Below are 13,564 nucleotides of genomic sequence, written 5' to 3' on the forward strand. Positions count from 1 at the left end.
GGTCCCCGGCGGTCGTCGACACGGTCCGTTCCCGGGAGCCGTTGCGCTGCGTGGTCCGGGCTGCCGACCGTTCGTAACGGGCCGCGCCGACGTGCGCGTCGGCTTCCGCGTCCACGAGCGCCTGCAGACCGAACCGCAGCAGCTCCCGCATCACCTGACCAGCATCGGTATGCCGCAGCAGCTCCAGCAGACCGGATAGGGCAGAATCATCCAAGGCCATCGCGTGTGTCCTCTCCGTGGAACTTTGGTCGGTTCACACAGAGCTACACGCGGTGGCCGTCTTTGTCCCGGAGCGACACACCCCACCCCGGACGATCAACCAGCCGATCCCGATCTACACCACGCGGTGGGACTCACCCCACGGACGGCACGTCGGGGTTCTGCGGCAGCGCGGGGACCACACGATGTTCACCTTCACCGAGGAGTATCTGAACGACGAGTCCCGTCCCGTCCTCGGTCTGCGATTCGAGGAGGATCTTCGCGGTCGGTATTCGGCTGCACTGCGCCTACCACGGTGGTTCTCGAACCTGCTGCCTGAGGGGCCGCTACGCGAGTGGATCGCGGCGGACCGGGATGTCGCGCTCGACCGGGAGATGGAACTGCTCGCCCAGGTCGGGCATGATCTCCCCGGCGCCGTCCAGGTTCTCCCGATGGCGGTCGCCGCGGAGGCCTTGGAGTGGCCTGCTGAGCGCCTGGACAGATCGATCGGAGCCTCTTCCGAGGCCACAGCGTCGCCGTGGCGATTCTCGCTGGCTGGGGTTGCGCTGAAGTTCTCGATGCTGGCCGCTGGTGATCGTCTTACCGCTCCCGCCCTGGGTGAGCACGGTGACTGGTTGGTCAAGTTTCCTGATCAGCGGTTCGGCGAGGTCCCGCTGAACGAGTTCGTGATGATGTCGCTCGCGGCCGAGGTGGGGCTCGACGTACCCGAGGTCCGGCTCGTCCACCGGGACGAGCTTCAAGGCCTGCCGTCCCGGATGTGGCTGAACTCCGAGGAATGGGCGTACGCGGTCCGTCGTTTCGACCGGCGCGGCGAAGGGAATCGGACAGCGATTCACATTGAGGACTTCGCCCAGGTCCGAGACAAGTATCCGGACGCGAAGTACGAGGGGACGTTCGAGACGGTGGCGGCGCTGGCCTACCGCGGCCGCGATCTGCTGGCACTGCAAGAATTTGGTCGCCGGCTGGCCTTGAACGTGCTGATCGGTAACGGGGACGCGCACCTGAAAAACTGGTCGCTGATCTACCTCGACGAACGCCGACCGACTCTCTCACCGGCCTACGATCTGGTCTCGACCGTCGTGTATGGCAGGCAGGGCGGGCACCTCGACGATCTCGGTCTCAAACTTGGGGGCAGCAAGCGGTTCGACTCTGTCCGACTCTCCTCTTTCGCGCGGCTCGAAGCGCGGCTCGATCGCCGTTTCGGGGTGACCGGGGCGGATCTGCGCGCAGTCGCGTCCGAGGTATGCGAGAAGCTCCCGGCGGCGTGGGAGCGCCACCGGGGCGCCTTCGCCCGCAGTACCGGGCTCGGCGCTGACATCGGGGAATGGATCAGCCGGATGCGAACGGCGCTGACCTCGGCGCGGTAGCCGCTGGAGTCAGCGGGGCGGGGTGGCGATGCCGGGTGGGGCGAAGCGTTCGCCGGTGACGGCCTCGCTGATGCCGGTGCGGTCCAGGTAGGGGGTGATCCCGCCGAGGTGGAACGGCCAGCCGGCGCCGAGGATCATGCACAGGTCGATGTCGGCGGCCTCGGCGACGACCTTCTCCGCGAGCATGAGGTGGATCTCCTCGGCGAGCGCCCGCAGGGCGGCCTCGCGCACCTCGGCGGCCGTGGGCGGCTGCGCCCCCGTGGCCGAACGCGGCGCCCCTGTGGCCGAACGCAGCGCCGCGGCGGCCTCGGGGTCGACGATCTGGGCGCCGTCCGGGCCGGTGGTGTAGACCGAGCCCCGGCCCGCCTCGACCAGCCGGGCGAGGCTCGTCGGCGCCCGGAACCGGTCCGGGAAGGTGGCGTGCAGGTTCTGCGCGACGTGCAGCGCCACCGCCGGGCCGACCAGCGACAGCAGGACGAGCGGCGACATCGGCAGCCCCAGGGGATCCAGGGCGTGGTCGACCTGTTCGATCGGCGTGCCCTGCTCCGCGGCGCCGAGCACCTCGCCGAGGAAGCGGGTAAGCAGCCGGTTCACGACGAACGCCGGCGCGTCCGCGACGAGCACGGCGTCCTTCTTCAGGGTCCGGGCGACCGCCAGGGTCGTGGCGACCGTCGCGTCGTCGGTGCGGGCGGCGCGGACCACCTCGACGAGCGGCAGCACGGACACCGGGTTGAAGAAGTGCAGGCCGGCGACCCGTTCGGGATGCTCCAGCCGCGCCGCCATCTCGGTGACCGACAGCGCCGAGGTGTTCGTCAGCAGCACCGTGGTGGGCGCCACGACGGCCTCCAGCTCGGCGAACACCGCCTGCTTGACCGCCAGGTCCTCGAAGACCGCCTCGATGACCAGGTCGGCATCGGCGAAGGCGTCCACGGTGCGCGAGCCGGTCACGTTCGCCTTGTAGCGGTTGGCCTGGTCGGGGGAGATCCGGTGGCGCAGCAGCAGGTTGTCGATCTCCCGGTGGACGTTCGCGACCCCGGCGTCGAGGCGGTCGGCGTCGATGTCGGTGAGCACCACCGGCACCTCCAGCCGGTGCGCGAACACGAGCGCGAGCTGGGCGGCCATCAGCCCGGCACCGACGACCCCGACCTTGGTGACCGGGCGGGCCAGCGCCGGATCCGGGCCGCCGGCCGGCCGCTTCGCCCGCTTCTGGACCAGGTCGAAGGCATACAGCCCGGCGGCGAGTTCGCCGCTGACCGACAGATCGGCCAGCGCCTGCGTCTCGGCGGCGAAGCCACTGTCGCGATCGGCGGTCTCGGCGAGCGCGATCAGATCGAGGGCCCGGTAGGCGGCCGGCGCGGCGCCGTGCAGCCTGGCGTCGGCGAGCGCCCGGCCGCGGGCGACGGCCTCGGCCCAGGCGTCGCCCCGCTGCACCGGGCGACGCTCGGCAACCGGGTCGATCTCCCCGCGCAGCACCCGGCCCACCCAGGCCAGCGCCTCCTCCAGGAAGTCGGCCGGCGCCAGCAGCACGTCCCCGATGCCCAGCTCGAACGCGGTGGACCCACGCAGGGTGCGGTTCTGGCTGAGCGCGTTGTCGACGATGACGGACACCGCCCGGTCGGCGCCGATCAGGTTCGGCAGCAACTGGGTGCCGCCCCAGGCCGGCACCAGGCCGAGGAACACCTCCGGGAAGGCGAGCGCGGGAATCCCGGTGGACAGCGCCCGGTAGTCGCAGTGCAGCGCCAGCTCCAGGCCGCCGCCCAGCGCCGCCCCGTTGACCAGCGCGAAGGTGGGTACCTTGCGCCCGGACTCGAGGTTGCGCCCGCCGAGGCGACCGGAGCCGAGCCGGGCGAAGGCGTCGTGCCCGAGCCGGCCGAGCGCGTCCAGCGACGGGCGCAGCCGGTCCGCCTCGGTGATCGACGACCGGAAGCCCAGGTCCGCCCCGACGCTGAAGATGAACGGCTTGCCGGTCACGGCGATCGCGGCGACCGGGGGGTCGTGCGCCTCGATCTCGTCGACGGCGGCGAGCAGCCGGCGCAGCCCGGCCGGGCCGAAGGTGCTCGGCCGGGTGTGATCGTGGCCGTTGTCGAGGGTGACGAGGGCGACCGGGCCGGCCACCCCGGGCAGCGTCACGTACCGGACGTGCGCGGCCGTGACGACCTCGTCCGGGTAGTCCAGGGTCACCTCGTCGATCGTCATGCCGCCCTCTCCTGGGACTGGGTTCTCGCGCGGGGCCCGGTCAGCTCGTCGCCGTGGTCGCGGCGCTGTGGTGGGGGTTCTCCCAGATCGTGGTGGCCCCCATGCCGAGGCCCACGCACATCGCCGTCATGCCGTAGCGCACCTCGGGATGTTCGGCGAACTGCCGGGCGAGCTGGGTCATCAGCCGCACCCCGCTGGAGGCCAGCGGATGGCCCAGCGCGATCGCCCCGCCGTACTGGTTGACCCGGGGATCGTCGTCGGCGATGCCGAAATGGTCGAGGAAGGCCAGGACCTGCACGGCGAACGCCTCGTTCAGCTCGAACAACCCGATGTCGTCGATCGTCAGGCCGGTGCGGGCGAGCGCCTTCTCCGTCGACGGGATGGGGCCGATGCCCATCACCTGCGGCGCGACCCCGGCGAACCCGTAGCCAACCAGCGTCATCCGCGCCGGCAGGCCCAGCTCGGCGGCCACCTCCGCGGCCGCGAGCAGGCACCCGGTGGCGCCGTCGTTGATCCCGGCGGAGTTGCCCGCCGTGACCCGGCCGTGCGGCCGGAACGGGGTGCGCAGTCCCGCCAGCCCGTCGAGGGTCGTCGTCGGGCGCGGCGGCTCGTCGGCGGTGACCAGCTCCCAGCCGCTGTCGGCGTGGCGGGCGGCCATCGGGACCAGGTCGGGCTGGATCTGGCCGTTCGCGTAGGCCTTGGCGACCTTCTCCTGGGAGGCCAGGGCGTAGGCGTCCGCCCGCTCCCGGGTGATCGCCGGGAACCGGTCGTGCACGTTCTCCGCCGTCGAACCCATGACCAGCGCGGACGGGTCGACCAGCCGCTCGGCGACGAACCGCGGGTTGAGGTCGGCGCCCTCGCCCATCGGATGGCGGCCCATGTGCTCCACCCCGCCGGCGACGGCGACGTCGTAGGCGCCCACGGCGATCGACGACGCCGTCGTGGTCACCGCGGTCACGGCTCCGGCGCACATCCGGTCGACGGCGTAGCCGGGCACCGATTCCGGCAGTCCCGCCAGCACGCCCGCGATCCGGCCGATCGTCAGGCCCTGGTCGCCGATCTGGGTGGTGGCCGCGACCGCCACCTCGTCGATGCGCTCGGGCGGCAGGGACGGGTTGCGGCGCAGCAGCTCCCGGATCACCCGGACGATCAGGTCGTCGGCCCGGGTCTCGGCGTACACGCCCTTGGCCTTGCCGAACGGCGTGCGCACGCCGTCGACGAAGACCACGTCGCGGACCGAACCGCGGGCTGAACCGAACACGGTGGCCTCCCCACCGGCGGCTCGCGGCCGCCGGCACCTCGCCGTGGGACACCGACTGCCCGCGCCGACCCGACGGGACCGCGCGGGCGGTCAGCACCGGCGCGGACATCGCCGGCACCGGCTAGCCTACGGCAGCGGTTACCGGCCGGTAGGACACTCGTCCCGTCTGCCCTTGGTGTCGCGCTGAGCTGGTTACCGGTCGTGGGCGGGGGCGGTCGGGGCCCCACTCGTCGGGCCGGAGGCCGGGCCCGACGCTGCGGACGGCTTTGCCGCGCTGCCGCCCGACGCGGCCGGGTCGGTGGAGCCGCCGCCGGCCGGAGCCGCGCCGACCGAGGAGGCGCCACCGCCGTCCGACGACGTCGCGCCGACCGGAGAACCGGCGGTGGCCCGCCCGGCCGCCCCGCGCACCGACCGGCCGGCGCCGGCGCGCCCACCGCGGGAGCGGGTGCGATCCGCCCCGCCGGCCCCGCCGCCGCGGCCCGCCCGCCGTCCGCCGGCGCGCTCGGGCGCGGGCGGGGCGGCGTCGTCGGCGTCGTCGGCGGGGTCGGGTTCCGGGTCGACGAGCGCGGAGCTCAGGGCCGCCCGGGTCAGCTCCCGCTGCCAGGCGCGGGCGCCGCTGGCGCGCAGCGTCTCCTCCACCGCCGACTCGGTCAGCGGATCGGGCGGGGACCAGGCGATCCGTCGGGACAGCGCGGGTTCCAGCAGGTTCTCCACCGGCATGGTGTGCGTGGCGGCGAGAGCGGACAGCTTCGCCCGCACCCGGGCCAGCCGGGCGGCGGCCACCGGATCGCGCTCGGCCCACCGGTTCGGCGGGGGCAGGCCGTCGCCGCTGGGGCCGGCCGGCGCCGGCAGTTCGTCGTCGGGCAGCGCTGCGGCGCTGCGCAGCGCATCCAACCAGGTACTCGCGGTCCGCCGGATCCGTGGACCCGAGAAGATGGGCAGGCGGATCAGCGCCGCGGTGTCGGCGGGGGCGTTGAGGACCGCGTCCATGATGGCGCTGTCGGGCAGGACCCGGCCGGGGGCGACGTCGCGGGTCCGGGCCATCCGGTCCCGGGCGGTCCACATGGCCCGCACCGCCGCGAGCTGGCGGCGGGACCGCGCCCGGTGGATGCCGCTGGTCCGCCGCCACGGTTCGGCGCGGGGTTCCCGGGGCGGCGCCGCGACGATCGCGGCGAACTCCTGCCGGGCGAACTCGATCTTGTTCTGCTCGATGAGTTCGGCCTCGAGCGCGTCGCGCAGCTCGACCAGCAGCTCGACGTCGAGCGCCGCGTAGCGCAGCCAGGGCTCGGGTAGCGGCCGGGTCGACCAGTCCGCCGCCGAGTGGCCCTTCTCCAAGCCGTATCCGAGCACCCGCTCGACCATCATGCCGAGGCCGACTCGCTCGTAGCCCAGCAGCCGGCCGGCGAGCTCGGTGTCGAACAGCAGGGCCGGCCGCAGCCCGAGCTCGGCCAGACAGGGCAGATCCTGGCTGGCGGCGTGCAACACCCATTCGGCGTCGCCCACCGCCTCCTGGATGACGGTGAGGTCACCCAGCGGGACCGGGTCGATCAGCAGTGAACCGGCCCCCCGGCGGCGGATCTGGACCAGGTAGGCGCGCTGGCTGTAGCGGTACCCGGACGCCCGCTCGGCATCGAAGGCGACCGGGCCCGTCCCGGCCGCGAGCCGTTCGGCTGCGGCGGTGAGCGCTGCGGCGTCGACGATGACGGGTGGGACGCCGTCCACAGGAGCGAGCAGCGGGATGGGCTCACGGGCGCTGGTGCTGGGCTCTCCCTCCACCTTTGCGCTTACACCCCCGCTGACCTGCTGTGTTGGTTCAGGAACCGTCGACGTCACGATCGGCGATCGTACGTCTGAATCCTCGCGGAGGCAGCCGCGCTGTTCAGCGAATCACGCTGATTATACGCATCGTGACACCATCGCCGGGTAAGGTGGCCGGCTCCCGATCCGAACGGGGTACCGCAAATCCCCTGGATGTGGTCCCACGGCGGGGCCGCGGCCGGCGGATTCAGCTCCGGCGCTGGGGCAGCGACACGACGCCGGACAGTGCCGGTGGTAGGCCGGCCATGGCGGCCAGGAGGTCACCGAAGGCCAGCACGTGGGCCGCCGCCCCGTCGGGACTCCAGGCGGGTCGCGTCGGCTCCGGGCCGGTCGGGCTCGCGGCGCCCATGTCGGCACCGAGCGCGGTCTCGGCCCAGTCGGGCGACCAGGAGCAGCGCAGTTCGACATCGAAGCTGTCCCCTTCCGCCCGCAGCAGACCGAATCGCCGCGACGAGGTCGTCGTCACCGCGCCGCCGAGCGCACGGACCTGCGCGCCGTGCGCGTCGAGAGACTCTCGCAACCACGACCAGGCCACGTCGGCCAGCAGGGGATCGGTGGCGATCTCCGGGTCGACGCTCGCCCGGGCGTAGCAGACGATGCGGGCGCTGCCCTGCCAGGCCGGCTGTCCTTCCGGATCCATCAGGACGATCAGTCGGCCGGCGGCGAGGTCGGCGGCGTCGCCGGTCAGGCCGCCGGCGAGCGCGAAGGCGTAGGGCGCGAGCCGGGTCGGGGCCGCGACCTCGTGCATGCTGATCTCCGGGCGCAGCCGCGCCATTCCGTCGCGCAGGGCGTCGGTGCTGGCGAGGAAGATCGGCGGGCTGGCCTCGTACGACTGCGCCGCCCCCATGACGGCAACGTTAGGGCGTCGACCTTGATCGCGCTGGGTGGACGCCGGAGCGTATGGCTTCGACCCCGTTGCGTGCGGACGGGCGCCGATGAGGCGATGGCTGGAACGGTGTGCCGTGTCCCGCAGGACCGGAACCTCCCGGGGCCCGGGGGCCGCCTCCGTCGCGGCTGGCTCGCCGTAGCTTCCGGGGGGACGGCCCGCAGCGGCGCCGTAATCGGGACGCGCGGCGGGATTGTGCAGGCTCACGCCGGGATCCGGGCGGCGGCGCGTTCGCGGCCGCGATGGTCCCGCGCCCCGGCGCCGGTCTCCCGGCCCGCTCGCGGGTGCGCCGCCGACCTGGCCACCGGGGGGACCTCCCCCCCGGGCTGGACCGGCCCCACGAGCACCGCCGCACCGCACTCGGTGCAGGCCCACTCCGGACAGTCCGCCCCGTGCCCGTCGGCGCACGGCGGCTGCTCGAACGGCCGCTCCTCGCCGCATTCTGCGCAGGTCAGAACGATGTGATCGTCGGAGCCCACCCGGACCAGTTCCACTCGAACACCACTCCCCGCGCACGGCTGCTGCGTGTTGCGTCCCCTCGGGTGCGATGGGCGCCTGCACCACGGATCCTGCGCCCCCGCGACTGCCGGCCGAGGGGGAACGCGGACGACGCGCACCCTCTGCCCTCATTCCGACCGGACTGACGGTGCCATGGGACGGACAGATGACCGCGCATTCTCTCCGGCGTGTCGCGTGCGCCCGTCTCGATGCGGTGTGGGTGGGAGATCCCCTGTCGCGGGACTCGCCCCGCTTGGGTGCGGAGCGCAGGTGCGGCGGGGTGCGGGTGCACGCGGAGGTGCGGGTGCACGCGGCGGTGCGGGTGCGCGCGAGGTGAGTCTGGGGCGTTGAGCGGGGCGTCAGTTCCGGCGGGCGGCGGCCTGGGAGACCGGCCGCGTGCCCGGACCGGCTGGCGTGGTCTCGTGGCCCGGAGCGCCGGCGTCGCCCCGCAACCAGTGCCGCTCCACGAAGAACGGGGCCACCGGCAGCACGGAGGCGATCAGGGCCAGCACGGTGCGCCGGCGGGGCCAGCGCCCGGCGAAGGCCAGGTAGCCGATGAGCGCGCAGTAGGCGAGGAAGAGTGTGCCGTGGATCGGGCCGAGGATCTTCACTCCCTGGGGATGGTCGGCGCCGTACTTGATCCCCGTGGCGATGAGCAGCAGGAGGAACGACGTCGCCTCGGCGAACGAGACGGCGCGGGCCGCGGTCAGGACGCGGGATCCGCCGTGCGGGGCCTGATCGATCATCTCAAGTCCTCAATCGTCGTGGCTGTCGGACGTCGGTGGTGGCCGTCGGAGGTTCGCGGTGGCCGTCGGAGGCTCGTGTGGCGGTCGGAGGTTCGTGTGGCGGTCGGAGGTTCGTACAGCCCGGCCGGACCGCCCGGCCGGACCGGTGTGCCGCCCGGACACGCCGGCCGCTCACCTGGGCGGACAGCGGATTTCGTCACATCCCAGCGGCCTGCGGTCGGCCCGGTCGGCCCGGCCGGTCGGGCTGGTCCGGACCGGCGGGCACCGGCTGGACCAGCAACTTCTTCTACTGAAAGTAGAAGATAGCTGACGCCGGAGGACCTGATCAGCCCGGACCGTGACCACGCCGACGCCGGTCATCACCCGCCCGTGCCGATCGGAGTGACCCCGGTCGCACCGGCACAGGTGCGGCGGGCATGCAACGATCGAGGCATGTCTGTCGTCCACATCGACGCCGGCCCCGGGTCCGGGTCGGCCAGCGTCCAGACCGCGCCGAGCGGCGTCGCGGTCGCCTCGGCGCGGGTCGCGCCCTCGCGGGACGGCGACACCCTCCATCGTCCCGGCCGGCCCGCCGCGTCGACCGGCCTCCCGCCCGCCGACGCCGCCTTCCGTGCCGGTGCCGCCGCCGCCCGTTCCGCCGCCGCTCGCCGGCCCGGCCTCGCCACCACCGCCCCGTTCCTGCGGGCCTGCCGGCGGGACCAGCCCGAGACCACCCCCGTCTGGTTCATGCGCCAGGCCGGTCGCGTCCTGCCCGAGTATCGGGCTCTGCGCGCCGACGTCCCGATGCTCGACTCGTGCCGCGACCCCGCGATGATCACCGAGATCACCCTGCAGCCGGTGCGCCGCTTCCGGCCGGATGCGGCGATCTTCTTCTCCGACATCGTCGTGCCGCTGGTGGCGATCGGTCTGAACATCGACATCGTCGCCGGGGTGGGGCCGGTCGTCGCGGAGCCGGTGCGCGACGCCGCCGGGCTCGCGGCGCTGCGCGCGCTGGAACCGGACGACGTCCCCTACGTCACGCAGGCGGTCCGCAGCCTGCTCGGCGAGCTCGGCGGCACCCCGCTGATCGGGTTCGCGGGCGCGCCGTTCACTCTGGCCAGCTACCTCGTCGAGGGCGGCCCGAGTCGCAACCACCTGCGCACCAAGGCGATGATGTACGGGGAGCCAAAGCTCTGGCACGACCTGCTCGACCGGCTGGCCACCATCACCACGGCCTTCCTGCGGGTCCAGGTCGACGCCGGCGTCGACGCGGTGCAGCTGTTCGACTCCTGGGCCGGTGCGCTCAGCGAGGACGACTACCGGCGCTACGTCGCGCCGCACAGCGCGCGGGTGCTGGACGCCTTCGCCGAGGAGGTGCCGCGCATCCACTTCGGTGTCAACACCGGCGAGCTGCTCACCGCCATGGGCCAGGCGGGCGCCGACGTCGTCGGGGTCGACTGGCGGGTTCCCCTCGACGAGGCTGCGCGCCGGATCGGGCCGGGCCGGGCCGTGCAGGGCAACCTCGACCCGGCGGCGGTGTTCGCGCCCGAGCCCGTGCTCGCCGCCAAGGTCGGCGACGTCCTCGCCCGCGGTGCCAAGGCGGAGGGGCACGTGTTCAACCTCGGCCACGGCGTCCTGCCGGAGACCGATCCGGGAGTGCTCGCGCACATCGTCGACCTCGTCCACGCCGGGTGAACCGGCCGGCGACCGACGGCCGGTTACCGATCCACCACCATCGGGGCCCGGTCCACCACCACAGCGTGATCCGCCGCCGGGGCGCGGCCCACCTCCGGGCGGGCGCGACGCGATGGTGAATCCTGGTTGGACGGCACCACTCATCGTGAAGGGCGGCAGGAACGTGCGGGTTGTCATCGTCGGTGGGGGAGTCGCCGGGCTTGCCGCGGCCCATGCCCTGTCCGGCCACGCCGAGGTGACCGTCCTGGAGGCGGGAGAGCGCGTCGGCGGCAAGCTGCGCACGACCCCGATCGAGGGGATGGACGTCGAGGAGGGCGCCGAGTCGTTCCTCGCCCGCGTCCCCGACGGGCTGCGGCTGGCCAGGCAGATCGGCCTCGGCCACGACATCGTGCATCCGGCGACGACCTCGGCGTCGCTGTGGATCCGGGGCCGGCTGCGGCCGATCCCGCCGAACACCATGCTCGGCGTGCCGACCGACGCGTTCGGCCTGGTCCGCTCCGGGGTGCTGTCCCCCTGGGGGCTGCTGCGGGCCGCCGCCGACCTGGCCCTGCCGCGCACCCGCTTCCCCGACGACCCGACCGTGGGTGGCTTCGTCGGCGCCCGGGTCGGGCGCGAGGTCGTCGACCTGCTGGTCGACCCGCTGCTCGGCGGGGTGTACGCCGGGCGGGCCGACGCGCTGTCGCTGCGGGCCACCGTGCCGCAGCTCGTCCCGATCCTGACCGAGGACCGGTCGCTGCTGCTCGGCGCCCACCGGGTGCGGGCCCGCACCGCCCCGGCCGCCTCCGCGTCGACGACGCCGCTGTTCGCCAGCCTGCGCGGCGGCCTGGGGTCGTTCGCGACGCGGCTGGCCGAACGGTCCGGCGCGACCGTGCGCACCGGCGTGCTGGTGCGCGCCGTGGAACGCGCCGCCGGCGGCTGGCGGATCGTCTGCGACCGGGTCGGCGGTGGGGAGACGCCCGAGCCGCTGACGGCCGACGCGGTGATCCTCGCCGTGCCCGCCGGGGCAGCGCGGACGCTGCTGAGCCCGCTGGCCCCGCACGCGGCGGCCCCGCTCGCCGGCGTCCCCTACGCCTCGGTCGGTCTGGTCACACTGGTCTACCGGGACATCACCCCGCCGCCGGGCAGTGGCTTCCTGGTGCCGGCGCGGGCGGGTACGTCGGTGAAGGCGGCCACCTTCCTGACCACGAAATGGCCGCACGTCCGCGCCGGCCGGTTCACGGTGGTCCGGGCCAGCATCGGCCGCGCCGGGGCCGAGCACGACCTGCAGCGCGGCGACACCGAGCTCGCCGGCGTGGCCGCAGCGGAGATCGCCCAGATCACGGGGCTGACGGCGCGCCCCATCGCGACCAGGGTGAGCCGGTGGGGCGGCGCGCTGCCGCAGTACCTCCCTGGCCATCTGAACCGGATCGCCAGCGTGCGCCGGGCGCTGCCCGCGGGCCTCGCGCTCGCCGGCGCCGGCTACGACGGCGTCGGCATCCCGGCCTGCATCCGCTCCGGGGAGGCCGCCGCCGCCGCGGTGCTGCGCGCCGCCCGGACGGCCCAGGGCAGTCCGGCCGATCCGGTGGGTCCGGCCGATCCGGTGGGTCCGGTGGGTCCGCTGGGTCCGGGAGTCTGAGGAACGACCCGGCCGACCGGTCCGGTCGGTGCGGGGTGATGGAGGAGACGGGTATGCCGGAGTCCACGAAGTCCGTTCAGGAGCTCAACGCCGAGCTCCTCTACACCGGGTGGTCGGTCTTCGCCGCCGACCGCCCGCTGCCCGCCGATCGGACCCCTCTGATCGACGAGGCCGACGCCCTGCTCGAGGGGGCCCTGGCGAAGGACGTCTACACCCGCGGAACGTACGAGATCTCGGGCTACCGGGCCGACGCGGACCTGATGGTCTGGTGGACCAGCCCGGATCCCGACCTGCTGCAGGAGACCTACCAGCGGTTCCGCCAGACGGCGCTGGGCGGCCACCTGCGGCCCGTGTGGTCGGCGGTGGGGCTGCACCGCCCCGCGGAGTTCAACCGCAACCACATCCCGGCGTTCGTCCGCCGGGAGGACCCGCGCGGGTACATCTGCGTCTATCCGTTCAACCGGTCCCTGGAGTGGTATCTGCTGCCGGACTACGAGCGGCGCGGGCTGCTCGCCGAGCACGGGATCATGGGCCGCGAGTTCGAGGACGTCCGGGCCAACACGGTCGCCGCGTTCGGCCTGGGCGACTATGAGTGGCTGCTCGCGTTCGAGGCCGACGAGCTGCACCGCATCGTCGACTGCATCCGCCATCTGCGCGGAAGCGCCACCCGCCGGCACACCCGGCTGGAGACCCCGTTCTACAGCGGCGCCCGCAAGTCCCTCGCTGACATCGTCGCCGCCCTGCCCTGACCGGTAGCGGGCGCGCTGTGTCGCTCGCACGGCTCCGCTGCATGGTCGCGCGCCGCACGGCCCCCGGTGCGGAGGCTCGGCACAGAGCCGCGCCGCATGGCCCCGCCGGCATGGCCCCGCCGCACGGTCACGCGGCTGGTCGCGCCGCATGGCCCCGTGGCTGAGCCCGGTCGCGCGGCCTGCCGCCTACCTGGCCCGCGGCGCGCCCTGCCGCCTACCTGGCCCGCGGCGCGCGCCGCCAGCCGGCCGACACTCGCAGCCGGCGCCTGCCTGGGCGCCCCCACCCGTCCGGCAGGCGCCGGCCGTCCCGTTTCCGTGCCCTCCAGCGTCGCGCAGGCGCGAGCCGGATCGCACAGTTCCCACCCCGACGGCGCCCGTACGGGCCGGGCAGCCGACGGCTCTCCGGCCGAAGCCGAAGAGCCATAACGCACAGTAGCAGTCTAGCCGCTTCCTGTATACGCAGCGTGCGGCCGGCGCGTGCTGTCCGGAATATCGGTATCCACCATTGAACGCGGGAATTTCGCTACGGCGGGTT

11 protein-coding genes are annotated in these 13,564 nt (G+C 73.9%); 4 read left to right on the forward strand and 7 right to left on the reverse strand.

Features of this window, described 5'->3' with window-relative positions; genetic code table 11:
- Positions 1-220 (reverse strand): transposase (locus FF36_RS03550; RefSeq protein WP_199865322.1); only part of this gene is annotated, 220 nt, incomplete at its 3' end.
- Positions 221-332: 112 nt separating this feature from the next.
- Between FF36_RS03550 and FF36_RS03555 the strand changes: the two genes are divergently transcribed.
- Positions 333-1,586, forward strand: coding sequence for a type II toxin-antitoxin system HipA family toxin (locus tag FF36_RS03555; protein WP_044883664.1), 1,254 nt, complete (start codon positions 333-335; stop codon positions 1,584-1,586).
- A 9-nt stretch (positions 1,587-1,595) separates the two neighbouring features.
- Here the strand turns inward: FF36_RS03555 and FF36_RS03560 are convergent, their stop codons facing one another.
- The 6 genes from FF36_RS03560 to FF36_RS03585 all read right to left on the reverse strand — a co-directional run bounded on the left by FF36_RS03560 (position 1,596) and on the right by FF36_RS03585 (position 8,991).
- A complete protein-coding gene (locus FF36_RS03560) occupies positions 1,596-3,782 on the reverse strand; it encodes a 3-hydroxyacyl-CoA dehydrogenase NAD-binding domain-containing protein (protein ID WP_044883534.1) in 2,187 nt (728 codons plus the stop codon).
- A 40-nt stretch (positions 3,783-3,822) separates the two neighbouring features.
- The gene (locus FF36_RS03565; RefSeq protein ID WP_044883535.1) at positions 3,823-5,043 is read right to left on the reverse strand and encodes a thiolase family protein; all 1,221 of its coding nucleotides are present in this window, start codon (positions 5,041-5,043) and stop codon (positions 3,823-3,825) included.
- Between the two features lie 192 nt (positions 5,044-5,235).
- Entirely contained in the window at positions 5,236-6,819 is a 1,584-nt protein-coding gene (locus tag FF36_RS03570; RefSeq protein ID WP_044883536.1) for a ribonuclease D, read from the reverse strand.
- Between the two features lie 229 nt (positions 6,820-7,048).
- Positions 7,049-7,708, reverse strand: coding sequence for a DUF3000 domain-containing protein (locus FF36_RS03575; protein WP_044883537.1), 660 nt, complete (start codon positions 7,706-7,708; stop codon positions 7,049-7,051).
- Positions 7,709-7,950: 242 nt separating this feature from the next.
- Complete coding sequence (locus FF36_RS03580; protein ID WP_044883538.1) at positions 7,951-8,241, reverse strand: hypothetical protein; 291 nt, start codon at positions 8,239-8,241, stop codon at positions 7,951-7,953.
- A 363-nt stretch (positions 8,242-8,604) separates the two neighbouring features.
- Positions 8,605-8,991, reverse strand: coding sequence for a DUF3817 domain-containing protein (locus FF36_RS03585; RefSeq protein WP_044883539.1), 387 nt, complete (start codon positions 8,989-8,991; stop codon positions 8,605-8,607).
- A gap of 432 nt (positions 8,992-9,423) precedes the next feature.
- On the opposite strand from FF36_RS03585, the gene hemE reads away from it, so the two are divergent.
- The 3 genes from hemE to hemQ all read left to right on the forward strand — a co-directional run bounded on the left by hemE (position 9,424) and on the right by hemQ (position 13,029).
- Positions 9,424-10,665 carry a uroporphyrinogen decarboxylase gene (hemE, locus tag FF36_RS03590; protein WP_044883540.1) on the forward strand — a complete coding sequence of 414 codons (1,242 nt, stop codon included), beginning with the start codon at positions 9,424-9,426 and terminating at the stop codon, positions 10,663-10,665.
- Positions 10,666-10,828: 163 nt separating this feature from the next.
- Positions 10,829-12,280, forward strand: coding sequence for a protoporphyrinogen oxidase (gene hemG, locus FF36_RS03595; RefSeq protein ID WP_044883665.1), 1,452 nt, complete (start codon positions 10,829-10,831; stop codon positions 12,278-12,280).
- A 53-nt stretch (positions 12,281-12,333) separates the two neighbouring features.
- Positions 12,334-13,029 (forward strand): hydrogen peroxide-dependent heme synthase, encoded by a 696-nt coding sequence (gene hemQ / locus FF36_RS03600; RefSeq protein ID WP_044883666.1) that lies wholly within the window; start codon positions 12,334-12,336, stop codon positions 13,027-13,029.
- Positions 13,030-13,564 lie beyond the last annotated feature (535 nt).

It is taken from the genome of Frankia torreyi (assembly GCF_000948395.1).
GTDB lineage: Bacteria > Actinomycetota > Actinomycetes > Frankiales > Frankiaceae > Frankia > Frankia torreyi.

What these genes read in the sequence shown, in the direction of transcription:
- FF36_RS03560 (WP_044883534.1), bottom strand. Translation starts at nt 3,782, where the DNA reads ATGACGATCGACGAGGTGACCCTGGACTACCCGGACGAGGTCGTCACG.
- hemE (WP_044883540.1), top strand. Translation starts at nt 9,424, where the DNA reads ATGTCTGTCGTCCACATCGACGCCGGCCCCGGGTCCGGGTCGGCCAGC.
- hemQ (WP_044883666.1), top strand. Translation starts at nt 12,334, where the DNA reads ATGCCGGAGTCCACGAAGTCCGTTCAGGAGCTCAACGCCGAGCTCCTC.
- FF36_RS03585 (WP_044883539.1), bottom strand. Translation starts at nt 8,991, where the DNA reads ATGATCGATCAGGCCCCGCACGGCGGATCCCGCGTCCTGACCGCGGCC.
- FF36_RS03575 (WP_044883537.1), bottom strand. Translation starts at nt 7,708, where the DNA reads ATGGGGGCGGCGCAGTCGTACGAGGCCAGCCCGCCGATCTTCCTCGCC.